Annotated in this window: 25 protein-coding genes; 12 read left to right on the plus strand and 13 right to left on the minus strand. The window is 34.4% G+C overall.

Going from position 1 to position 23222, the window contains the following annotated elements:
- Positions 1–11: 11 nt before the first annotated feature.
- The 6 genes from J3U19_RS08940 to J3U19_RS08965 all read right to left on the minus strand — a co-directional run bounded on the left by J3U19_RS08940 (position 12) and on the right by J3U19_RS08965 (position 5623).
- Positions 12–1265, minus strand: a complete 1254-nt coding sequence (locus tag J3U19_RS08940; protein ID WP_267346089.1) for a PTS ascorbate transporter subunit IIC — start codon at positions 1263–1265, stop codon at positions 12–14.
- 619 nt (positions 1266–1884) lie between these two features.
- Positions 1885–3297, minus strand: a complete 1413-nt coding sequence (locus tag J3U19_RS08945; RefSeq protein ID WP_267346090.1) for a glycoside hydrolase family 28 protein — start codon at positions 3295–3297, stop codon at positions 1885–1887.
- A 157-nt stretch (positions 3298–3454) separates the two neighbouring features.
- Positions 3455–3595, minus strand: coding sequence for a sugar-binding domain-containing protein (locus J3U19_RS08950; RefSeq protein WP_267346091.1), 141 nt, complete (start codon positions 3593–3595; stop codon positions 3455–3457).
- 88 nt (positions 3596–3683) lie between these two features.
- The gene (mutH, locus tag J3U19_RS08955) at positions 3684–4361 is read right to left on the minus strand and encodes a DNA mismatch repair endonuclease MutH (RefSeq protein ID WP_267341586.1); all 678 of its coding nucleotides are present in this window, start codon (positions 4359–4361) and stop codon (positions 3684–3686) included.
- A 69-nt stretch (positions 4362–4430) separates the two neighbouring features.
- Entirely contained in the window at positions 4431–4979 is a 549-nt protein-coding gene (locus J3U19_RS08960; RefSeq protein WP_267341587.1) for an NADPH-dependent FMN reductase, read from the minus strand.
- An 83-nt stretch (positions 4980–5062) separates the two neighbouring features.
- Positions 5063–5623, minus strand: coding sequence for a Dps family protein (locus tag J3U19_RS08965; RefSeq protein ID WP_267341589.1), 561 nt, complete (start codon positions 5621–5623; stop codon positions 5063–5065).
- Between the two features lie 276 nt (positions 5624–5899).
- Here J3U19_RS08965 and srlA point away from each other — a divergent pair, with 276 nt between their 5' ends.
- The 6 genes from srlA (at position 5900) to srlR (ending at position 10042) form a co-directional block, all read left to right on the plus strand.
- Entirely contained in the window at positions 5900–6448 is a 549-nt protein-coding gene (srlA, locus tag J3U19_RS08970; RefSeq protein WP_267341591.1) for a glucitol/sorbitol-specific PTS transporter subunit IIC, read from the plus strand.
- 19 nt (positions 6449–6467) lie between these two features.
- On the plus strand, positions 6468–7460 hold the full coding sequence (locus J3U19_RS08975; RefSeq protein WP_267341593.1) for a PTS glucitol/sorbitol transporter subunit IIB: 993 nt from the start codon (positions 6468–6470) through the stop codon (positions 7458–7460).
- A gap of 89 nt (positions 7461–7549) precedes the next feature.
- On the plus strand, positions 7550–7918 hold the full coding sequence (locus J3U19_RS08980; protein ID WP_267341594.1) for a PTS glucitol/sorbitol transporter subunit IIA: 369 nt from the start codon (positions 7550–7552) through the stop codon (positions 7916–7918).
- Between the two features lie 11 nt (positions 7919–7929).
- A complete protein-coding gene (gene srlD, locus J3U19_RS08985; protein WP_267341596.1) occupies positions 7930–8709 on the plus strand; it encodes a sorbitol-6-phosphate dehydrogenase in 780 nt (259 codons plus the stop codon).
- Between the two features lie 79 nt (positions 8710–8788).
- Positions 8789–9148 (plus strand): transcriptional regulator GutM, encoded by a 360-nt coding sequence (locus J3U19_RS08990; protein WP_267341598.1) that lies wholly within the window; start codon positions 8789–8791, stop codon positions 9146–9148.
- A 114-nt stretch (positions 9149–9262) separates the two neighbouring features.
- A complete protein-coding gene (gene srlR, locus J3U19_RS08995) occupies positions 9263–10042 on the plus strand; it encodes a glucitol operon DNA-binding transcriptional repressor SrlR (RefSeq protein ID WP_267341599.1) in 780 nt (259 codons plus the stop codon).
- Positions 10043–10231: 189 nt separating this feature from the next.
- Here srlR and serA read toward each other — a convergent pair whose 3' ends face one another.
- Together serA and rpiA are read right to left on the minus strand one after the other, a co-directional pair.
- Positions 10232–11473 carry a phosphoglycerate dehydrogenase gene (gene serA, locus J3U19_RS09000; protein WP_267346093.1) on the minus strand — a complete coding sequence of 414 codons (1242 nt, stop codon included), beginning with the start codon at positions 11471–11473 and terminating at the stop codon, positions 10232–10234.
- A 68-nt stretch (positions 11474–11541) separates the two neighbouring features.
- Complete coding sequence (rpiA, locus tag J3U19_RS09005; RefSeq protein WP_267341602.1) at positions 11542–12207, minus strand: ribose-5-phosphate isomerase RpiA; 666 nt, start codon at positions 12205–12207, stop codon at positions 11542–11544.
- 206 nt (positions 12208–12413) lie between these two features.
- On the opposite strand from rpiA, the gene J3U19_RS09010 reads away from it, so the two are divergent.
- The 4 genes from J3U19_RS09010 to J3U19_RS09025 all read left to right on the plus strand — a co-directional run bounded on the left by J3U19_RS09010 (position 12414) and on the right by J3U19_RS09025 (position 15513).
- Entirely contained in the window at positions 12414–13319 is a 906-nt protein-coding gene (locus J3U19_RS09010; RefSeq protein ID WP_267341604.1) for a LysR family transcriptional regulator ArgP, read from the plus strand.
- Positions 13320–13406: 87 nt separating this feature from the next.
- Positions 13407–14480, plus strand: coding sequence for a uroporphyrinogen decarboxylase (gene hemE, locus J3U19_RS09015; RefSeq protein ID WP_267346095.1), 1074 nt, complete (start codon positions 13407–13409; stop codon positions 14478–14480).
- Positions 14473–15066: a YjaG family protein gene (locus J3U19_RS09020; RefSeq protein ID WP_267341608.1), complete on the plus strand. Its 594-nt coding sequence runs from the start codon at positions 14473–14475 to the stop codon at positions 15064–15066. Before hemE ends, J3U19_RS09020 begins: the two co-directional genes overlap by 8 nt.
- Positions 15067–15240: 174 nt before the next feature.
- On the plus strand, positions 15241–15513 hold the full coding sequence (locus J3U19_RS09025) for an HU family DNA-binding protein (protein WP_267341610.1): 273 nt from the start codon (positions 15241–15243) through the stop codon (positions 15511–15513).
- 144 nt (positions 15514–15657) lie between these two features.
- Here the strand turns inward: J3U19_RS09025 and ybaK are convergent, their stop codons facing one another.
- From ybaK to glyQ, 4 genes are all read right to left on the minus strand, one after another.
- Positions 15658–16143, minus strand: coding sequence for a Cys-tRNA(Pro) deacylase (gene ybaK / locus J3U19_RS09030; protein ID WP_267341612.1), 486 nt, complete (start codon positions 16141–16143; stop codon positions 15658–15660).
- Positions 16144–16242: 99 nt separating this feature from the next.
- Entirely contained in the window at positions 16243–17046 is an 804-nt protein-coding gene (locus J3U19_RS09035) for a hypothetical protein (RefSeq protein WP_267341614.1), read from the minus strand.
- Positions 17047–17113: 67 nt separating this feature from the next.
- Entirely contained in the window at positions 17114–19183 is a 2070-nt protein-coding gene (gene glyS, locus J3U19_RS09040) for a glycine--tRNA ligase subunit beta (RefSeq protein ID WP_416380290.1), read from the minus strand.
- Positions 19184–19193: 10 nt separating this feature from the next.
- Positions 19194–20126, minus strand: coding sequence for a glycine--tRNA ligase subunit alpha (gene glyQ / locus J3U19_RS09045; RefSeq protein WP_267341617.1), 933 nt, complete (start codon positions 20124–20126; stop codon positions 19194–19196).
- Positions 20127–20336: 210 nt separating this feature from the next.
- Between glyQ and envC the strand changes: the two genes are divergently transcribed.
- Both envC and J3U19_RS09055 read left to right on the plus strand, forming a co-directional pair.
- Positions 20337–21548, plus strand: a complete 1212-nt coding sequence (envC, locus tag J3U19_RS09050; protein ID WP_267341619.1) for a murein hydrolase activator EnvC — start codon at positions 20337–20339, stop codon at positions 21546–21548.
- Positions 21548–22366 carry a divergent polysaccharide deacetylase family protein gene (locus tag J3U19_RS09055; protein WP_267346099.1) on the plus strand — a complete coding sequence of 273 codons (819 nt, stop codon included), beginning with the start codon at positions 21548–21550 and terminating at the stop codon, positions 22364–22366. The genes envC and J3U19_RS09055 overlap by 1 nt, the downstream gene beginning before the upstream one ends.
- Here the strand turns inward: J3U19_RS09055 and rapZ are convergent, their stop codons facing one another.
- Complete coding sequence (gene rapZ / locus J3U19_RS09060; RefSeq protein ID WP_416380289.1) at positions 22367–23215, minus strand: RNase adapter RapZ; 849 nt, start codon at positions 23213–23215, stop codon at positions 22367–22369.
- Between the last annotated feature and the right edge of the window lie 7 nt (positions 23216–23222).

The following is a 23222-nucleotide window of genomic DNA, read 5'->3' on the forward strand; positions in this document are numbered from 1 at the left end:
GGACTTTTTGATTAACTAAATAGCTTAACAATAAATTCAGTGATTAACGATAAGGATGTGAAATCAGGATCAGCAAAGGTTACACCTTCAACACCTAAAAATTTAAAGAGAGGTAATGCGAGGGCTGGCAACACACATAAAAGTAAACCATTAACGAAAGAGGCAATAACCGCTCCTCTTGCTCCACCTGTTGAGTTACCAAATATTGCTGCTGTTCCACCAGTGATGAAGCTTGCCATAATTCCGGGAATGATAATAGGTAAACCAATAAAGGGGAAAACAACCACACAAGCTATTTCAGTAAAGAAACTCACAATAAAACCAACTAATACACAATTTGGTGCTTTATCAAATAACACCATTGGATCGACCGCCGGTACACAACCAGGTGCGACAACTTGGGCAAATCCTTTAAAAGCTGGGATGATTTCTTCAGTAAAAATAGCGACCCCTTTTTTGGCAATATAGAGTCCTCCGGCAAAAATAGCTGATTGTTCCAACGCAAAAATAATAAACGTATTGTTTTTAAGTATCTCTTTCAAATACTCAGCGGATGAAAAAGCACCGGATAAGCCTAGTAAAACAAACATGGTAATAAAAGTCGCAACATCTGATTGCCTCAAAAAGCTAAAACGATCATTTATTTTAATCTTTTCGATATCATTTTTTTTATTTCCTAGCCATTTACCTAAATAGGAACCTAATAAGTATGAAACGGTACCAGCATGGGCAATACAATAATCATTATTCCCTATTATTGTACGGCTAAATTTAGAGAGTAAAGTTGGAAATATCGCCATATAAAGGCCAATAATCATTGCGCCAGTTGCAACAATAATATAGCCATTATAGCCCATACCTTGTAAAACTGCGGTAAATGAAAATGCCATGAATAGCACTAAATGCAATGATAAATAAATCGATTTAAAGCGGGTAAATCTTGCTAATAGTAGATTAATTATCATCGCAAAAAAGAGGATAAAGGCGGCACTAGTACCAAGTGATTCCATCGTCAATGCGGTAATGGCTTCATTACTTGGTACGACCCCATGCATTCCAAATGCATGAGTAAACATGTTACTGAACATAATTAACACGCCACCTAAGATTTTTCCACCCGTTTTAATTAACACAAACCCAATAAATGAAAGTAGGGTGCCAGTAATAATTTTAGAAAGTTTTGCTCTCTGTAGTACCAAACCTATGAACGCAACTAATGCAATAATAATAGCTGGCTGACCAAATATATTTAGAAAAAGGTCCATTTTTTAGCTCCAAACTCAATAACATAACTTAAGATTATTATAATTAAACCGATGTTTTATATTGTGTTTTGGATCACAAATCATCAAATAACAATATGCGAATAATCAATTGGTAGCAAATTATTGATCTTGATTATGGAACATTAATTAAACTTTTTAGTTGATGATTTTCTGGGTTGATTGACGTTTATTTGTAAAAATAATTGAGGAGTCTATACCATTTAATTAAGTTTTGAGTTCTATATTGAATTACTTAATTTACATTGAACGGATAAAAATCATTTTAGAGGCGAGATTTTAAAGTCAAAACGATTAATGAGAGATCACGTTGTGGTAAAAAGAAAAATTAAAAAACAGCATAATGAACAAAAGCGAGATATCTTGCTTGCGCTTAGTCGGTATTGATTTCACGGAAATTAATGATAGATAATGCACTTTTTAGCGAAGATCAATGAAATGTTCTGTAGTTCTTCAAGTAAATTTAATAAGATTATTTATTGCGTTAATTTTGAGTCAGAAATATAAGCGTTACCTGTTTTGTTTGTCGGTTTGACAGTTTCAATTGGTAACGCTCTAGTTTGTGAATTTTTTATTAGCTCAAATCTGAGCCACCAAATTACTATTTATGAGTAATATGACTTCCTTTTTCTTTAATAATATCTGATCCTTTTTCTACATTAATTTTAGTGTGACTAAACTCAACTGATGCGTTACGAATTTTAAAACCATTTTCCGCTTCAATATTGATGTTTGAAAATCTAATATTATTGAATGGCTTTTCTGGTGTTCCAATAATAAAACCAGCGTAATTACTTTTACCTTTTACAGTAAGCTTATTGAAGCTAATGTTATTGAAGTATGGGGTTTGTTTATGCTCTTTTGGTTGTTCAGTATCCGCAGGATAAATCTGATCGCCTAACATAAATCCACCAGCAAATTCACCTTCTTGCAACGCTTTAATTTTTGCATCTTTTGTTGTTGGGCCGCCTTTATAATAAGCTGACAAAACAATTGGCGTTTTTACATTGACCATTGTTGTATTGTTATACTCAATATCTTTAACTTCACCACCTTTGCCTCTTGGCGATTTGATTCGAATACCATACATCGCATCGGTAAAGGTATTATTTTCTGCCAGTAAATTGCTCACACCGCCATATGTTTCTGAACCAATAGATAATCCACGACCGAGCATAAAGTTATTATCTGCAATATAAAAATCATGGCTAAGGTTGTTTACTGTTGATTTAATTGCAACATGGTCATCACCCACACTTATTGTGTTTTTTGTAATACTGACTCTTCTACTATCCATTGGATCAATGGCATCGGTGTTTTGCCACCAAGCTGGAGCGGATATTGTTGTTTTATTAATTGTAATATCTTCCACATTTTTAAAAACAATATGAAAACTTGGCGAATTTTGTATTGTGACGCCTTCAACTAAAATATTGTTAGCGTTTTTAAATAAAAGTAGACGTGGGCGATTGGTTGGTCCCTTTTTTCCGGCTTGACGAGTCTCGGCGCGGTATTTTTCTAAAAGCGTTGAACCTTGCCCATCAATAATTCCTTCACCGGTGATAGCAATATTTTTCTCTTCTGCAATATTAATAAACCCAATCCATTGTTTTGTTAGTGGTAATGATTCAGCTGATGATGACCATTTTTTTTGTTCTTCTGAAGGATGATATGCACTTTCCTCTGCTGAAGCTTGTACTACCGCCCCTTTTTCTAAATGAAATTCAATATTACTTTTTAAAAATAGAGGTTCAGATAGGTAATAACCCGCAGGAACAATAACTTTACCACCGCCATTTTGCGCACAATCATTAATAGCGGTTTGAAATGCTTTTGTATCATACCAAATACCTGTTGCTTCAGCGCCATAATCTCTGACATTACATTGTTTATTAGGAATATTAAGTTTGTCCAAAGTAACTGGAACAAATGGTGGTGAAGCTATAACAGCGAAACTAGCGGTAAGCGTGAGTAAACTAATCGATAATCCATTTTTTATAATTAAACGATACATGTTTTTTCCTTAATGAAGAATAAAAAAGAAGAAGTATAAAAATGATTATCTAGGTTAATAGTCTAAGAATCTGTTAATAGAGTCACAAATTTAAGAAATAATTTATAAAAATTGAAATGACGTTTTAATTTACGCAAGTGTCAGCTTTTTTATGAGATCAATTAACTAATTGATTTGCCATTTCATCACTAAAGACTAATACATCAATATAATTTGCATTTAATACCGCAATCAAACTGTTAACTTTTTCAGCATCACCTTTAACAAATATTTTTAAAGTGGTATTTTTATCTTTCAAAATAAAAGAAATGATTTTTTCTTAACGAAAAAAAAGTTTTGTAAGGCTAAAAAAATAAGGGTGATAGAAATTAAATGATCAATTCTTTTTAACTAAAATGATCAATGGAATTCTGTAGGATTTGTGAAGTGAATGACTTTTTAAGATAGAATCCTCTTGGGCGAGTTAAAATGATCTCGCCATTTTTACCAATGGCTTGAGTTAAAGCTTTTCCATTGGCTGCTTTAGGTCTAATCTGCAAATAGGTGCCATAACGTGCGGTAATTTTTTCAACTTGACCAAGTGCTATCATATCCATCAATTCTTGCCAATCTTGTTTAAGCTGTTGCTCTTGTTCAAAAGTTGGTGTCCACAGTATTGGTTCTCCAACTTTTCTTTCTGCAAGAGGTATACTTCTTTCCCCTTCAATAGGGATCCAAAGCACTTTGCTAAGTTTGTATTTAACATGGCTGGTTTCCCAAATCACACCGTGATTTGCCATTAAGGGAATAACGCTGACAAAGGTGGTTTCTAATGGTTTACCGTCTTTATTGACTGGAATTGTTTTTAGCTCAATACCTAATTTAGAAAAGTCTCTTTCTGCTTTACTGCCAGCATTCGCACCAAGGTAAGTTTCAATCAGATTGCCTACCCATCCTTTTTGCTTATTAAGATTAGCAGGGATAGGAATATTGACATACTGAGCTATCTCAGCAAAGCTATAACCAGCAGCCATTTTTGCTCGATTTAATAACTCTTGTTCATTAGAAGGATGGAAGTTTAGCATGTGTTTCAAATAAATTTAATAATATCCACAGTCAATTATATTGGTTGTGGATATTAAAATGAATCATTATTAACTTAGCTGTTCAACCCATTTAGCATAACTTTCAATAATTAATGAAAGAAAAGACTTGGTTTTTTCATTAATATTGTCATTTTCACTAAAAGCTGTACCAATATTACCGATGTAAGCTTCCGGTTGTTGTAATGTAGGCATATCAAGAAAAACTAAAGATTGTCGTAACTGATGATTGGCACCAAAGCCACCAATGGCACCTTGTGATACCGAAACCACAGCGGCTGGTTTTTTTGACCAAACACTTTTACCATAAGGACGTGAACCAACATCCAGTGCATTTTTTATGACAGCAGGTAATCCTCGATTGTATTCTGGTGTAACAAAAATCACACCATCGCAATGAGTAATTTCTTGACGAAAACGATTATAAGATTGTGGTGGCGTATCAGCATCAATATCTTCGTTGTAAAAAGGTAAATCACCTATTTCAACAATATTGAGTGAGAGTGATGGTGGTGCAATCTGTTGAAACACTTTGGCTACTTTTAAATTATAGGACTCTTTACGTAAACTCCCAACAAGAACAGCAATTTTTTTACTCATTTGTAATTCCCCCTTAATGAAATGATAAAGAGACACAATAATGTGTCTCTTATTAGGGATAATGATTCAGCATTACTAAATTTTTAGTGACCCGAAGAATCCAATTTACGACTGGTTTCAAATAAAAACCAAGCACGTTTTTCTGTTTGATCTATCCACTCTTCAATCAAACTTGCTGTTGCTGAATCGTTATATTTATCACAAATATCATGTGCAACACGCATACGAGTGGTAAGTTTAATATTATCTTGGCAAAGTTCAGCAATCATATCTGAAGGTTCAACAAAATCTGCATCATTATCAGAAATACTTTGTAATTTTGATATATGACCAATAGAACGTAATGTTGTGCCACCTAATTTGCGCACACGTTCCGCAATTGGATCAGTCATTGCAAATAATTCATCTCCGTGATCATCTAACATTAAATGGTAATCACGAAAATGAGGACCACTTACATGCCAATGAAAGTTTTTAGTTTTTAAATATAAGGCAAACACATCTGCTAATACAGAGTTCATTGCGCCGGAAATATCTTTTGATGCCTTTTGACCTAAATCAGTAGGAAACAAAATTGCTGATTGCTGTATTTTCTTTACACTAGCAACTTTTTTAGATTTAGATGAGGTAATACTTTTAGCCATGATATTCTCCTTAAGTTGAAAAACAAAACAAGTAAGTATTTACAAATTACGCTAACTATCAATTAAAGTCCAATCAAAATGAGCTATTGTTGTCTATCACTGCTATTTTAGCAATCTATGGATGACAATCGTTTCATAAACACCTTTTTTTTTAATTATTTTCTAATTTATTTCTTTCAAAATAAAAGAAAATATTTCAAAGTGTGATCTAGTTAAAAGTTATTTGTTTTTGATGTTGATAGTATTTAATCGAAATTCAACTCAATAGGAGACAATATGATTGATGCTATTTCATTTGGTGCTGAATGGTTTATTGGTTTATTTCAGGAAGGAGGAAAAGTTTTTGTGGGGATGGTAACATCGATTTTACCATTATTAATTTCATTGCTTGTAGTGATGAACGCACTGATTAAATTTATTGGACAAGAACGTATTGAACGTCTAGCTCAAGCTTGTGCGGGTAATCCTGTTTCTCGTTATTTGATTTTACCGCTAATTGGTACTTTTGTATTTTGTAATCCAATGACACTAAGTCTAGGACGCTTTATGCCTGAGTTTTACAAACCAAGTTATTACGCTGCTTCATCTTATAGCTGCCATTCAATGAATGGTTTATTTCCTCATGTTAATCCTGGTGAACTTTTTGTTTATTTAGGGGTAGCAGCAGGCTTAACCACTTTAAATTTACCATTAGGTCCTTTAGCGGTTAGCTATTTCCTCATCGGTTTAGGTACAAACTTTTTTAGAGGTTGGATCACAGACTTTTGTACAGCCATTTTCGAACGAAAAATGGGTATTAAATTAGATAGAAAAGTGCATTTATAACAATGATAAGGAACACAAAATGGCTGAATTTATTCGTATAGAAAAAGGTGAATCTGGTTGGGGCGGACCTTTAGAATTGCCTGTCATTGCTGGAAAAAAAATTGTCTATATTGCTGCCGGTACGCGACCTACAATTGTTGACACTCTCACCCAATTAACGGGTTGGCAAGCGATTGATGGTTTTAAAGAAGGGGAACCACCAAAAGAAGACATTGGCGTGGCTATAATTGATTGCGGTGGTACATTACGGTGCGGTATTTATCCAAAAAATCGCATACCAACCATTAATATTCATGCAACGGGCAAATCAGGGCCTCTTGCGCAATATATTGTTGAAGACATTTATGTGTCAGCTGTAAAACCACACAATATCACATTAATTGAAAAAGAAGATGAAGTTGGTGACAACACGGAATACCAAGCGAGCGGCACCACCTCTAATTTTAAAGATTATGATAGCAGTAAAAAAATTACTGAACAAAGTGATGGTTTATTGGCAAAAATTGGTATTGGAATGGGATCCGGTGTTGCAGTTTTCTTCCAAGCTGGTCGTGATACGATTGATACAGTACTTAAAACCATCCTTCCTTTTATGGCGTTTGTATCGGCATTAATAGGAATAATCATCGCATCCGGTTTAGGTGACTTTATTGCACATGGTCTTGTACCATTAGCTAATAATCCACTTGGTCTGGTTATATTATCGTTAATCTGTTCTTTTCCTTTGCTTTCACCATTCTTAGGTCCTGGCGCGGTAATTGCACAAGTTATTGGTACTTTAGTTGGGGTGCAAATAGGACTTGGTCATATTCCACCACATTTAGCTTTACCTGCGTTATTTGCCATAAATGCTCAGGCCGCATGTGACTTTATCCCTGTTGGGTTGTCATTGGCTGAAGCTAAGCAAGATACAGTTAGAGTTGGCGTTCCTTCTGTTTTAGTCAGTCGATTTTTAACTGGTGCACCAACTGTATTAATCGCTTGGGCCGTATCATTATTTATTTATCAATAAACGAACTAAAAAATGGAATTGTACATCCCATTTTAAGCTGACGATAGTAATGGAAATGAGTGTTTAGTCAAAATATGAGAAGGTTAAAAATGTCCAAAGTTATCTATCATTCAAATATTAATCAAATCGGTGAATTTGCATTAGAAGCATTAGCCGATGGCATGCTAATTCTATTTAAAACTGGCGCACCAGCAGATTTAGCAGATTACTGTTTTATTCATAGCCATGATGTTTTAAAGCAGAATTTGCAAGTCGGGCAAGTAATTTATTTAGGCAGTCGTATTTATAACATTACAGCGGTAGGTGATGTAGCAAATGTTAATTTTCAACAGTTAGGACATATCACAATAAGGTTTGATGGTAATAATCAAGCTGAATTACCTGGAACGGTGCATGTAAAAGGTGACATCCCTGCAAAACTTTTTGTCGGTGATGAAATTAGAATTTTAACTAATTAAGGAATATAAAAATGAAACAAGTAGCAGTTATTGTAGGTGGTGGTCAAACTTTAGGTGAATTCTTATGTAAGGGGATTGCTGATGCTGGATACAAGGTTGCTGTTGCCGATTTAAATATCGCTAACGCCAATAAAGTTGCAAACGAGATAAATCAAAAACATGGTATGGGTGCTGCAAAAGGTTTTGGTGTTGATGCAACGAACGAAAAGAGTGTTATCCAGCTGGCGAGTGATGTTGATGATGCTTTTAAACGTACGGATTTAATGGTGTACAGCGCTGGCATTGCTAAAGCTGCACCGGTTACTAATTTTATATTAAGCGACTTTCAACTATCAGTGAATGTTAACCTTACAGGTTATTTCTTATGTGCACGTGAATTTGCTAAATTAATGGTAAATCATAAAATCTCTGGTCGAATTATTCAAATTAATTCAAAATCGGGTAAAGTGGGCAGTAAACATAACTCTGGATATAGTGCGGCTAAATTTGGTGGCGTTGGTTTAACTCAATCATTAGCTCTTGATCTTGCTGATTATGGTATTACTGTTAACTCATTAATGTTAGGTAATTTATTAAAATCACCCATGTTCCAATCATTAATACCTCAATATGCTAAAAAGTTAGGTATTGAGGAAGACCAAGTTGAGCAAGTTTATATTGATAAAGTACCACTAAAACGTGGTTGTGATTATCAAGATGTGCTTAATGTCCTATTATTTTATGCAAGTGACAAAGCTTCTTATTGCACAGGACAATCAATTAATATAACTGGTGGTCAAGTAATGTTTTAATTAGAATAAAGTGCGTAAGTTAATGTAAAACTTATCGCACTTCATTATTTAGTTTATATCAAATGGACAAATCATAATTATGACCAATACGCTAATTGTCATGGCATTGTTTGCATGGTGTACCCAAATTATTTTGAGTTGGTTGCAAATACGCCGTTTTAATCATGCTTTTTCATCTATGAAAAGAAGTAGGTACTTGGGTGTTGGCCGTAGTAAAAATAAACATTTTAAACCGAGAGTATTAATTGCGCTTTCATTGGATGAAAACCAGATAGTCATTGATTCTGTTATTATGAAAGGGATCACGGTATTTGCTAAACCCAAACCCGTCTCACAATTACATGGACTGTCAGTTTTAGATATCATACCTGAAAAGGTATTTCCCAGTGAGCCGTCTTCACAAAGTGCATTAATAGTTGCTTTGACTGCCAATAAGTGAAAATTAACTTTTATTTTGAAAAGTATTTTCTTTCATTATAAAGTATAATAATTATATAAAATAAAAATTTTTATACACTAATTTTTTATACACTAATAATGATGGGATCCAAGCATGAAGGTAAGGCAAAGACAGACAGCTATTTTAGAATACTTGCAAAATCACGGACAAGTTAGTGTTGATGAATTAGTTCGACACTTTAAAACAACTGGTACAACGATTCGTAAAGATCTTACACAGCTTTATGAAAGTGGTTTAGTTTTGCGTACTTATGGTGGCGCTATGCTAAATCGTGAAATTGGTGATAGAGCCATCGATCATAAAACTTACATTAATACTGTAGCTAAAAAAGCGATTGCTCAAGAAGCTGCTAAATTGATCTATGAGGGGGATTCAATTATCTTTGATGCAGGTAGCACGGTTGCCCAGATGATCCCTATGCTTGCTAGATTCAATAATCTGACTATTATGACCAATAGTTTACATATGGTAAATGAACTGGTAGCTAATGATAATGATCAAACTATTATCTTAACAGGGGGAACATTTCGCCGTAAATCAGCCTCATTTCATAGCAATAATGCTTCAGCCATCGCCGCTTTTGAATCCTATACGTTTGATAAACTTTTTATGGGTGCCGATGGCGTAGATTTAGTTGGTGGTGTAACTACATTTAATGAAAGCTATCATGGTAGTGTCGCAATGAGTAAGGCTGCTGCTAAACTAATTTTATTAGCGGATTCTTCAAAATTTGGACGACGCAGCCCGAATGTCGTGTGTAATTTAAGTGCTGTCGATACCATCATTACCGACGATAATTTAGATGATAAATACTATAATGCATTAATTCAAAAGGCTATTAACGTTATTAAAGTAAAGCCGTTAGATAAGTAAGAAAACCTAAATTTAAAATCTTAGAAAGTGGGTATTAAACTCAATAGCAAATATCAAAGCTTATTAAAATTAACATAATAACAAGCTTTGAGTTTTTAATGATCTTGAGTAATTTCCGATTTTATTTAAAATTGCTCAAACGATAATTTTATTTATTATCCTTAAAAAAATTACTGCTCGAACGCATTATTAAAATAATAATCTCGCTCGAATTGTGCCTTCTACATTTTTTAATTTAACTAATAACTCTTCAGCTTTGCTTTGTTCTACTCTATCTATATCAATAACAACATAACCAATCTTAGGGTCCGTTTGCAGATATTGCGCAGATATGTTGAGGCCTTGTTCTGCAAATAAAGTATTAATTGCCGTTAATACCCCAGGTTGATTATGGTGAATATTAATAAAACGACTTGACCCTTTTGCTGGAATTGGTAGAGCAGCTTTAGGGAAATTAACTGCGGAAAGTGTTGCTCCTGTGTCTGAGTATTTAGCCAGTTTTGTTGCCACCTCAATACCAATGTTTTCTTGGGCTTCGCTGGTTGAACCACCAATATGTGGAGTAATAATGACATTATCAAATTTACATAATGGCGACTCAAATGGATCATTATTGCTGGCTGGTTCAGTTGGAAATACATCAATTGCTGCACCACTGAGCTTATTGGCTTCTAACGCTTGAGTTAGGGCATCGATATCAATGACACTACCGCGGGAAGCGTTAATTAAGATTGCTCCTGATTTCATCATATCAATTTCTGATTTACCGATCATTTTAATTGTTGTTGGATTTTCAGGAACATGCATGCTGACGATATCACTCATGGCAAGTAACTCTTTCATAGTTGAAATTTGTTTGGCATTGCCTAATGACAATTTTGTTTCAATATCATAAAAGTAAACATTCATACCTAATGCTTCAGCAAGTACACTCAATTGACTGCCAATGTGACCATAGCCAACGATACCTAAATTTTTACCCCTCGCTTCATGGGAGCCTGTAGCCATTTTATTCCATTTTCCTTGATGAGCTTTGGCATTGGCTTCTGGTACACGACGAAGTAATAAAATCGCTTCAGCTAATACTAGCTCTGCAACAGAACGGGTATTAGAAAACGGTGCATTAAAAACAGGAATACCTTTAACGGTAGCGGCATTAAGTTCAACTTGATTGGTACCAATACAGAAACAACCAATCCCAGCAAGTTTAGGGGCGGCATCAATGATATCTTTCGTTAAGTGTGTTCGTGATCGAATTCCAATAAATCTTGCATCTTTTAAAACGGCCTTGAGTTCCGATTCCGATAATGCACTTTTATGATATTCAATGTTGCTATAACCTGCTGATTTAAGTGTTTCAACCGCACTAGGGTGGATACCTTCAAGTAATACAAACTTATTTTCATCTTTTGTTAACGACTGAACAACCATTATTTCCTCTCTTTCCTACAAAATAGATTTGGTATTTACTATGATTTAAAATTTTAAATTTTTAAAAATTAGATAGCTTTATTTAACTCTTTTACACCTGAGCGACATCCGACTAATGCAATATCTGCCCCTTTATTGGCAAATAATCCAACGGTTACCACTCCTGCAATATTATTAATCCGATGTTCTAATTGCTCAGGATTGGTGATAAGAAGATCATGCACATCTAAAATAACATTGCCATTATCGGTCACTACACCTTGTCGATAGATTGGCTTACCGCCAAGTTTAAATAATTCTCGAGCAACATAAGAACGGGCCATCGGAATTACTTCTACTGGAAGTGGAAATTTACCAAGAACATTGACGACTTTAGATTCATCGACAATACAAATAAACTGTTTAGCCAGCGCTGAGACTATTTTTTCACGTGTTAATGCAGCACCCCCGCCTTTGATCATTTGTAATTGTTGATTTATCTCGTCAGCGCCATCAACATATACATCTAAACTATCAACATCATTACAGTCTAATACTGGAATACCGTAGCTTTTTAATTTTTGTGTCGATGCTTCCGAACTTGAAACGGTGCCTTTAATCTGATCTTTTATTGTAGCTAATGCATCAATAAAATAAGACGCAGTAGAACCTGTTCCCACTCCAACATAAGAATTTGGTTTGATATATTTTAAGGCTGACCAGCCTACAGCTTTTTTTAATTCGTCTTGTGTCATGATATCATCCTATCTGAAGGATAATTTTCTCAAAAAAATAAAATTTTAAAAGAAAATTTATTAAAGATATGGCATAGTACCCAATTGGAAAGCAAAAATCATTAGTATTTTAAGAAATATATTAATTTTTGATCTATTAAAAATTTTTTACGATATTAAAATAGCTTGAATATCCAATCAATGATCAAATCATTAGTAAAGAGATTATGAAGCGTCCAGATTATAGAGCATTACAAGCATTAGATGCAGTGATAAAAGAACGGGGATTTGAACGAGCAGCTGATAAATTGTGTATTACACAACCAGCCGTATCACAGCGTATCAAACAATTAGAGAGCTTTTTCGGTCAACAATTATTAGTTAGAACTATACCACCGAAAGCCACTAAACAAGGAGAGCATCTTCTAGGATTGCTTCATCAAGTTGAATTATTAGAACAGCAATGGTTAGGTGATAATGAGCAAAATACGACCCCTTTGTCGTTATCTATTGCGATTAATGCAGACTCTTTAGCCACATGGCTTTTACCTGCTTTAAAACCCGTGTTGGATAAAAATATTCTTCGTTTTGATATTCAAGTAAGGGATGAAGAGCATACTTTAGAACTATTGCGTTTAGGCACGGTGGTTGCGGCCATCAGTATTCAAGCCAATCCATTACCTGGTTGTTTATCTGATTTACTAGGGGCGCTTGACTATATTTTTGTTGCATCTCCTGAGTTTGCTAAAAAATACTTTCCTAATGGTGTGACTCGATCTTCGCTTTTAAAAGCACCTGCGGTTGCTTTTGACCATTTGGATGATATGCATCAAGCTTTTTTACAAGAAAATTTTAATCTTACACCTGGCAGTGTAATTTGTCATATCACAAGTTCATCAGAAGCCTTTGTTCAGCTTGCTAAGCAAGGATCTGCTTGTTGTATGATACCGATGTTACAAGTTGAGCAAGAGTTAAAAAATGGTGAATTGGTAAATTTGACCGAAGGTTTATACCAAAGACGAATGCTTTATTGGCATCGGTTTGCACCTGAAAGTAGTGTAATGCAAAATATTTCTGAAACTTTAATTCGTTATGCCCAACGTTCTTTATCTCAGCCACAAGATAGAAAATAATAAATAAAACGAGATGTTTTTACTGAAACGTAGTGCTAATCTGAAACTTCTTTACAAAGTACAATCATCACTTACAGAGCAAATAATATGAATCAATTAAAAAATGATCGTTATTTACGCGCATTACAGTGTTTACCTGTTGATTACACCCCTATTTGGATGATGCGACAAGCTGGACGTTATCTGCCTGAGTATCGACAGTTACGAGCTAAAGCTGGTGATTTTATGACGATGTGCCAAACACCAGAATTAGCGTGTGAAGTGACTTTACAACCATTACGTCGGTTTGATCTTGATGCAGCAATTATTTTTTCAGACATATTAACCATTCCTGATGCAATGGGACTTGGATTATATTTTGAAGCGGGGGAAGGTCCCAAATTTACTAAAACTATATCTCACTTATCTGATATTGAAAAATTACCTATTCCCGATCCGCAATTGTCTCTAAGCTATGTAATGGATGCGATAAGCCTGACAAAAAAAGAGCTTAATGGCAAAGTTCCTTTAATCGGTTTTTCTGGTAGTCCTTGGACGTTGGCGACTTATATGATTGAAGGGGGAAGCAGTAAAGCTTTTACCAAAATAAAAAAGATGCTTTATAGTAATCCCAAAGCACTGCATCTATTACTTGAAAAATTGTCAACCAGTGTTGCTTTATATTTAAACGCACAAATTGAAGCGGGAGCTCAATCAATAATGATATTTGATACTTGGGGGGGAGTGTTAAGTCATCAAAGTTATCAAATATTTTCTCTCAACTATATGCAATTAATTTTATCAAAGTTAAAACGAGGTAATAAAACTCCGGATATCACCTCATATGTGCCTGTTACATTGTTTACCAAGGGTGGTGGATTATGGTTAGATAATATTGTTAACACTGGCTGCGATGCGATTGGTGTTGATTGGACCGTTAATTTAAGTGATATTCGACAAAAAGGTAAAATTGCTGTGCAAGGTAATTTAGATCCGTCGGTTTTATATGCTGATAGACAAACAATAGAATCTAATGTTGATACTGTTCTTAAAGAGTATGGTACAGAGAATGGTCATATTTTTAATTTAGGACACGGTATTCATCAAGATATTCCAGTAGAACATGTACAATATTTAATTGAGGCTGTACATCAACGCTCCAAAAGGTTTCATCATGATTAAAAATCCAATTCAGTTAAGAATCGAAAAATTAGCATTATGGCAACAACGTTTATTTATGCTTTGTTTGTGTGAGAGAATGTATCCAAATTTTGTCTTTTATGCAAAACAGCAGAAAAATGAAGAAGATGCTAAAAGTTATAAAAAGATACTTGATCTGATGTGGGAATCATTACTGATTGATAATGTAAAAATCAATTTTGATTTACAATTGGAAAAGTTAGAAGTCATTATTCCTATTATCACCGAAAATAGTCCCTACATGATTTACCCTGCTATTGATGCATGTCAGGCTTTAAGTGAGGTGTTACACTCTCACTTAACTGGTGAAATAGCTGAGCACGCAATAAAAGTGAGTAGTATATCGGCAACAACTGTTGCAGAATTTGAAATGACAAAATCAAATATTGCTCTAAGTGAAGATGAGCAACAAACTTTACCTAGTGTGATTGATGAATTTGATTTTCAATGGGAAATCTATCGATTATTACGAGATGAAAATAACGATATGATTGACTTAATAAAAGGTTTAAAAGCCGATATTCGAGAATCAGCAATAAGTAATATTGGTGTTTTTTTGAGCGATTAAGCTTTTAAATGCGTCATTTTTTTATTTTTTACCAAATTTTTCTTTAACATTAGGAGAATATAGACTACATTTAATAACAATGTAATCTGAGGTTGTTTACAGAAGCAAAGTTGATTCTCGGCATTGCTTATAATGTTAACTTTAACAATAAAATAATTATGTAAGGATATTTCCATGAATAAAACAGAACTTGTCGATGCTATTGCTAGCAAAGCAGATATTACAAAAGTTGCTGCAAAAACAGCTCTAGAAGCAACATTAGCAGCTATTACTGAATCATTGAAAGCGGGTGAATCCGTGCAATTAGTTGGTTTTGGTACATTCAAAGTTAACGATCGTAAAGCTCGTATTGGTCGTAATCCAAAAACTGGTAAAGAAATCAAAATTGCCGCAAGTAAAGTACCAGCGTTTGTATCTGGTAAAAGCTTAAAAGAAGCAATCAAATAAGTTTGGTTTTTCTTCCTATTTTATTATATTGATGGGATGTACTTTTGGTCATAAGACGTTGTCTTGTGGCCTAGTTTTTCTTGGCTATTTTCTTTTTTCAACACACAGCGATTTGTTATAAAACAAAAGCAGATTTATATAAAATTAAGATTTTATTTCTACAAATGTTGCTTTTAATATTCTAGCTAAATCTTGTGGGATCAGTTCTATTTCTAAGCCTCTTCTTCCTCCCGAAATAAACATTTTTTCTAGTTGATCTGCACTTGAATCTATAACAGTAGGTAATTGCTTTTTCTGTCCTAATGGACTAATACCTCCTACTAAATAACCGGTAATTTTTTGAGCTAAACTAGGATCTGCTAAATCGACTTTTTTACAATTCAGCGCTTTGGCTACTTTTTTAAGATCTAAATGATTATCAACAGGTAATACACAAACTGCTAACGTCTTATCGTTACCATTTAAACTCACAACCAATGTTTTAAACACTTGTGCAGCAACTACGTTTAAACTGGGAGCGAGTTTATTCACGGCTTCTTGTCCATAATGTGTATCATTAGGATTATGTTCATATTGATGAATTTTAAATGTGATATTTAACTTTTTGAGAAGGTTAATCGCAGGTGTCATAGTGGTGTCTACTAGGATGAAATAAAATAGGTTAATTATTTAATTTTAACTACCCTAGTCACGAAAGTGAATAGGGTAATATGAGAAAGTAATTATTATTTAAATAATTAAATTGTTATTTTGCTCAGTTGCTTCAAGATCTGATTTGTTATTTGTTAATAGCATATTCAATCGATAAAAGAAGCAAATTGTAAAAATATTTAAGATTGTTAATAATGTTGAATAAATAACAGATAAAAAAGTATTACTGTTTACTGAATTAAAAAGCGAAACGACTAAAATTACAAGAAAATATATTAGCATCATTGGAAGAGCGAAACGCCAATACTTTAAGGTATATCTGTTACACTCAGCGAATTTTTCGAAAAAAGTTTTAGTCGTTGGTTGAGTGATTAATCCACAAAAATTATAGTAAAGTGCATTAAAAAATACAGCAAATACAATCGCGACAATTACAAATAAAAAAATGGCTACAGTATTTGGAATAATTAATCCTAAAATCATAAATATTAATCCCCCAAATAGAAATACTACTGGCAATATGATTAAGAATACCAATTCAAAACCAATCATATAGAGTAAATTGGGTAGCATTCTGGAGAATACTGTATTTAAATTCAGTTTTTCATGGATAGAATAGTTATAAATAACGGCAATTAAAATAGCATCAATTACTATAAATAATACTAATTTAATTACTAGCAATTTTAATAAATGTGGAAATGCGCTTGAATTTTCTGTTTGAAGAAGTTGAGTGAGAGTAGCTAGATCAACTGTATTTTTTAAAATTAATGATGAGACTAAATTTAAGAATAAACTGATTAGCGCGATTGGCCAAAACCGATTTCGAATAAAATTAGCGGCCTGAGTAAAAACTATGGAAAAAGAGAGTTCTGTTTGCATGTTTATATTCTTACCTCATTAGTGGTAACTATTAAGTTACCACTAAATATAATTAACGAAAGGGATATTATTGTAAAAGTGAAATGTCAGCAACTTTTAAAAATAAATTTTGTAGCTTTTTCAAAAGGGCTAAACGATTGAGTTTAACCTGTTCATCATCTACCATCACCATGACCTTCTCAAAGAAGGCATCAATTGGTGTTTTAAGCGCGGCTAATTCAACTAAAGCCTCTTGATAACGTCCATCTTTAAAGTAAGGCGCTAATTTATCCGTTAATATTGCCACATGTTTAGCTAATTCTCCTTCAGCACCATCTACCAACAGGGCAGCATTTACATGTTCAGAGATAATGCTATCGGTTTTAGACAAAATATTTGAAACACGTTTATTGGCTTCCGCTAATGACGATGCTTCCGATAATGTCCTAAAATGCGTTACTGCTTTAACTCTGGCATCAAAATCGGCAGGTTTAGTTGGATTGAGTGCTAATACAGCTTGAATGGTATCAATGGTAAAACCTTGTTCTTGATACCAAGCACGGAATCGTCCTTGCATAAAGCTAACAATATCTTCAACAACATTTTTATTGTTTAACTTATCGCCATATAGTAACACCGCATAACTTGATAAATCTGACAAATCTAAAGGTAGCGCTTTTTCAACAATAATACGTAGAACGCCAATGGCTGCACGACGTAACGCAAATGGATCTTTATCACCTTTAGGGTGTTGACCAATACCAAAAATACCCGCTAAAGTATCCATTTTCTCGGCAATAGACACAGCGCATGACACGTAAGTACTCGGTAACTCATCACCAGCAAAGCGAGGTTTGTATTGCTCCTCGATAGCTGTAGCTATTTCGATACTTTCTCCATCTTTTAGTGCTAAATAGCGACCCATGATACCTTGCGTTTCAGGGAACTCAAAAACGGTATTTGTCACTAAATCACATTTAGTCAGTTTACCTGCACGCTTAGCTTGTTCAACGTTAGCACCTATTTTATCGGCAACAAAGCCAGACAAAGCTTCTAAGCGCAACGCTTTATCTTTAACTGTTCCTAATTGTTGTTGAAATAGAACGGTTTCAAGACGAGGTAAGCGATCTTCTAAACGTTGTTTTAAATCAGATTGATAAAAGAATTCCGCATCCGCAAGGCGAGGGCGAACAACCTTTTCATTACCTGAAATCACCACTTGTGGGTCTTTTGATTCAATATTTGCCACAAAAATAAAATTTGGTAGCAGTTTGCCTTGCTTATCGTAAACTGGGAAATATTTTTGATCGCCTTTCATGGTATAGACCAATGATTCGGCAGGTACAGCTAAAAAGCGTTCTTCAAATTTAGCTGTTAACACTACTGGCCATTCAACTAAAGAAGACACTTCCTCAAGTAAACTGTCGGTTAAATCTGCTTTACCATTCAGTTTAGCTGCAGCAGCTTGAGCTTGTTGTTTGATGATAGCTTTACGTTTATCATAATCCGCGATGACTTTACCTCGTTGCTCTAAAATATCAGGATATTGATCAGCATTATCGATAGTAAATTCTTGTTCACCCATAAAGCGATGACCACGAATTACTCGGTTAGATTCAATGTCTAAAATAATACCAGGCACTAAATCTTCACCATAAAGCATCGTTACAGTATGACTTGGTCGAATAAACTCAACTTGACGGGCAGCCCAACGCATCGGTTTAGGAATGGGTAATTTGCTTAATGCATTTTTTACCATTTCACACAATAAATTAACTACAGGCTGGCCTTTTTGATTTTGCGTATAACAAAGCCATTCTCCCTTATCAGTTTGGATCCGTTGAGCCTGCACTACGCTAATACCACATCCGCGAGCCCATCCTTCCGCTGCTTTGGTTGGATTGCCATTTGCATCAAATGCAGCACTCACTGCTGGACCACGTTTCAGGATTTGGCTATCTGGCTGTGTATCATTTAAATTCAATACTTTTAATGCTAAACGACGAGGCGATGCATACCAAAGTACTTCACCGTGTTCCAATTTGGCATTATCAAGTTGTTCAATAAAATTCGCTGCAAAACTCTCAGCTAATGTTCGGAGTGATTTTGGAGGTAACTCTTCAGTACCAATTTCCACTAAAAATGTTTTTTGCATAATCTTTAAATTCCTACTTTGCTACGCTTGGGTTAGAACGTGAATTTTGGCACATAGGGAAGCCGAGTGCTTCGCGTGATGCATAGTATGCTTCAGCCACCATTTTGGTTAATGTTCTGATTCGTAAAATATACCGTTGCCTTTCAGTAACTGAAATTGCTTTACGTGCGTCAAGTAAATTAAAACAGTGAGCAGCTTTTAAAATACGTTCATAAGCCGGTAATGGCAGTGGTTTTTCGAGTTCAAGTAAAAATTTAGCTTCTTTTTCATGCTGTTCAAAACAGTAAAATAAAAATTCAGTATTGGCATATTCAAAATTATAAGTTGATTGTTCAACTTCATTTTGATGAAACACATCGCCATAAGTTGTTTTACCAAATGCACCGTCACTCCAAACTAAATCATATACGCTATCTACACCTTGAATATACATAGCGAGTCGTTCAAGACCATAAGTAATTTCACCTGTAACAGGTTTACACTCAAGTCCTCCAACTTGTTGAAAATAAGTAAATTGGGTAACTTCCATACCATTTAACCAAACTTCCCAACCTAGTCCCCATGCGCCTAAAGTTGGGTTTTCCCAGTTGTCTTCAACAAAACGAATATCATTGATAGTTGGATCCAGACCTAACTCTTTTAATGAACCTAAATATAGCTCTTGAATATTGTCAGGAGAAGGTTTTAAGATAACTTGAAATTGATAATAATGTTGTAGCCTGTTTGGGTTTTCGCCATAGCGACCATCGGTAGGGCGACGCGAAGGTTGTACATAAGCAGCATTAATAGGCTCGGGACCAAGAGCTCGTAAGCAAGTCATAGGGTGAGAGGTTCCTGCCCCGACTTCCATATCTAACGGCTGAATCACCGTACAACCTTGATTAGCCCAGTAATCTTGTAACGTTAGTATTAACCCTTGAAAGGTTTTGACATTAAACTTTTGCATGATGTTATCTTTATGGTTGAATTGATTTTTTGGTAATTTAAATAGTTTTATATTTTATACTTTTTATCAGTGCTTGTGAAATATCTAATATACTATTATGCTGCAATTATTCTTAAACCCACTGAGATGGTATACATTTTGCTTATTTAGTTATTTGTATGTATAGTATTTTATCATTTACGTTTGATAATAAATCCTAATTACAATTCTATGGCTATTTATCAAAAATTTCTTATCCCTATTTTAATTGGATTAATGCACGCCAACTTCTTGTATGCTATGGATGATAATCAGAAGTTACAAACTTTGCGCCAGTCAATTAAAGAACAAGAAATTCGTTTAGCTGAACAGAAAAAGGAAAGAACACAATTAGTGAGTGATCTCAAACACCAAGAAACTGAGATTGCCAAACTGTTGACTTCAATTGAAAAAAATAATGTCACATTGAATAAACTTAATAAGGAAATTACTCAGTTAATCAAGCAGATCGATGAGTTAAATGTTAAACAACAGCAACAAAGACGCGCATTAGCAAAGCAACTTGAAACAGCTTTTAAACTAGGTAAAAAAACAGGTTTTGAGCTTATTTTTGCTAGTGAACAAAGTGAACGTAATGAACGTCTTATCACCTATTTTGGTTACATTAATGACGCCAGAGAACAACATATTAATGCTCTGCGTGAAACTCAATTACAGCTTAACGAAAAAAAATTAGCTTTACAAAAGAAACAGGTCTCCCAGCAAACGTTACAAACAAAACAAAAGCAGGAACAAATAGGACTTGAAAAAAATCGTCAAGATAGAAAAAAAACGATTACTTCATTAGAATCATCCATGCAAGTAAATCAACAAAAACTGGCTCAATTGCATGAAAATGAGACAAAACTACAAGCAAAAATTGCTGAAGCTGAGAGAGAAAGCCGGCGTGTAGCAGAAGAAGAAGCAAGACAAGCAAAAAATATACAAGCAAAACAAAAAAATAATAATTATACTTTAAGCCCTGATGAGCGTTCGCTCATGGCTCGAGTGAGTGGCATTGGTAAACCACAACGCCAGTTTAATTGGCCTGTAAGTGGAACTGTCTTACATCGATTTGGTGAGTCACTACAAGGTGAATTATATTGGAAAGGAATGGTGATAAATGCTAAAGATGGTACACAAGTGAAAGCGATAGCCAATGGACGAGTAATATTAGCGAGTTGGTTACAAGGTTATGGTTTTGTTGTCGCAATTGAACATGGTAAAGGTGATATGAGTTTGTATGGATATAATCAGAGAGTGCTTGTGGCAGTCGGTGATAAAATTTATAGTGGTCAACCCATTGCTTTAGTAGGCTCTAGTGGTGGGCAAAATAGTTCAGGATTATATTTTGAAATTCGTCGAGATGGAAAAGCGTTAAATCCTAGTGGATGGTTAAAATAGTGGTTCGTTTACTTAGTTCAATGGCCCTCGGTCTATTATTACAAACAAGCAATGTATGGGCGGCACAGTTAGCAATTGTTATTGATGATTTTGGCTATAGGCAACATAATGAAGAACAAATTATTAAGCTTTCGCCTAATATTACTGTGGCGGTATTGCCTAATTCTCCAAATGCGCATCGTATTGCAAATATCGCTCATCATCATGGTAATGATGTGATCATTCATTTGCCAATGGCGCCATTTGGTAAGCAGCCGTTAGAAAAAGATACTTTGTATCCTTATATGGAAGAAGAGGAAGTTGATCGTATTGTAACTGATGCGGTAGCACAAGTACCTCATGCAATTGGTGTTAATAATCATATGGGTAGCTTAATGACATCCAACCAAATTGGAATGGAAAATGTTATGAAAGCACTCCGCCATCACTCAATGTTTTTTTTAGATAGTAAAACTGTCGGAAAAACAGCGGTCATAGATGCTGCAAGTATTTATGATATTCCCGTCTTAGAACGAGATGTATTTCTAGATGATAAGCAAAATGAAGCTGCTATTAGTCAACAATTCGAATTAGCTATCAAAGTTGCACGTAAAAATGGTTCAGCCATTGCTATTGGGCACCCACATCCACAGACGATCAATGTGCTTAAAAATAAACTGGCTAACTTACCATTAGATATTGAATTAATCAAAGTCAGTCAACTTGTAATTCCATTACCAACAGAATCTAAACCAAAAGTAACATTAAAATACATTGTTGAACATTGTATAAAACGTTTAGAAGATGCATGGAATTTTAATAATGATCTAAATAAATAATTATCTTTTTTCTAATGTTCGATGGCGAATTTGTGTTTGTTTATTTTGTGCTTGAAAAAATTCAGCTAACTGTTCTGCAATAAAAACAGAACGGTGTTGTCCACCGGTACAGCCAATAGCGATAGTTAAATAACTTCGATTATTTTTCTCCAACATTGGCAACCATTGTTGTAAATAATTAGCGGTTTGATAAATAAAATTGGTTACTTCATCTTGTTTGGATAGATAATTTATAACAGGCTTATCTAATCCGGTTAGGGGTCTTAAATTGATATCCCAATGAGGATTAGGTAAAAAACGGACATCAAATACAAAATCGGCATCAACTGGTAATCCATGTTTAAACCCAAATGATTCAAAAATGATAGTCAATTCACGCTCTTTTTTACCTAAAATACGTGTTCTTAAAATGTCAGATAATTCGTGAACGGAAAGATTATCAGTATTAATTACTAAACTTGCATGTGATTTTAACGATTCTAAATAATTTTCTTCAAGATCGATTGCTTCCTCAAGTGAATATTTTTGGTTGGCTAAAGGATGGATTCGCCTTGTTTCACTATAACGACGGATAAGAGTATTACGGCTACAGTCTAAGAAAATGATTTCAGGTGTTACTGATTCAGGAAGTTTTTGCAGTATATCGTAATTAAATTCAAAATTGATAGGTAAATTGCGAATATCAATACTAACAGCAACAGGCGTATTATTATTTTTTAATGCATCGGCTAATTGCGGTAATAAAGCGACAGGAATATTATCAACACAATAAAATCCCATATCCTCTAGCGCTCGTAAAGCAATTGATTTTCCTGAACCAGAACGTCCACTTACTATCATCAGAATCACAATTAAA

Origin of the sequence: Gilliamella sp. B2828 (assembly GCF_026537125.1) — a bacterium.
Taxonomy (GTDB): Bacteria; Pseudomonadota; Gammaproteobacteria; order Enterobacterales; family Orbaceae; genus Gilliamella.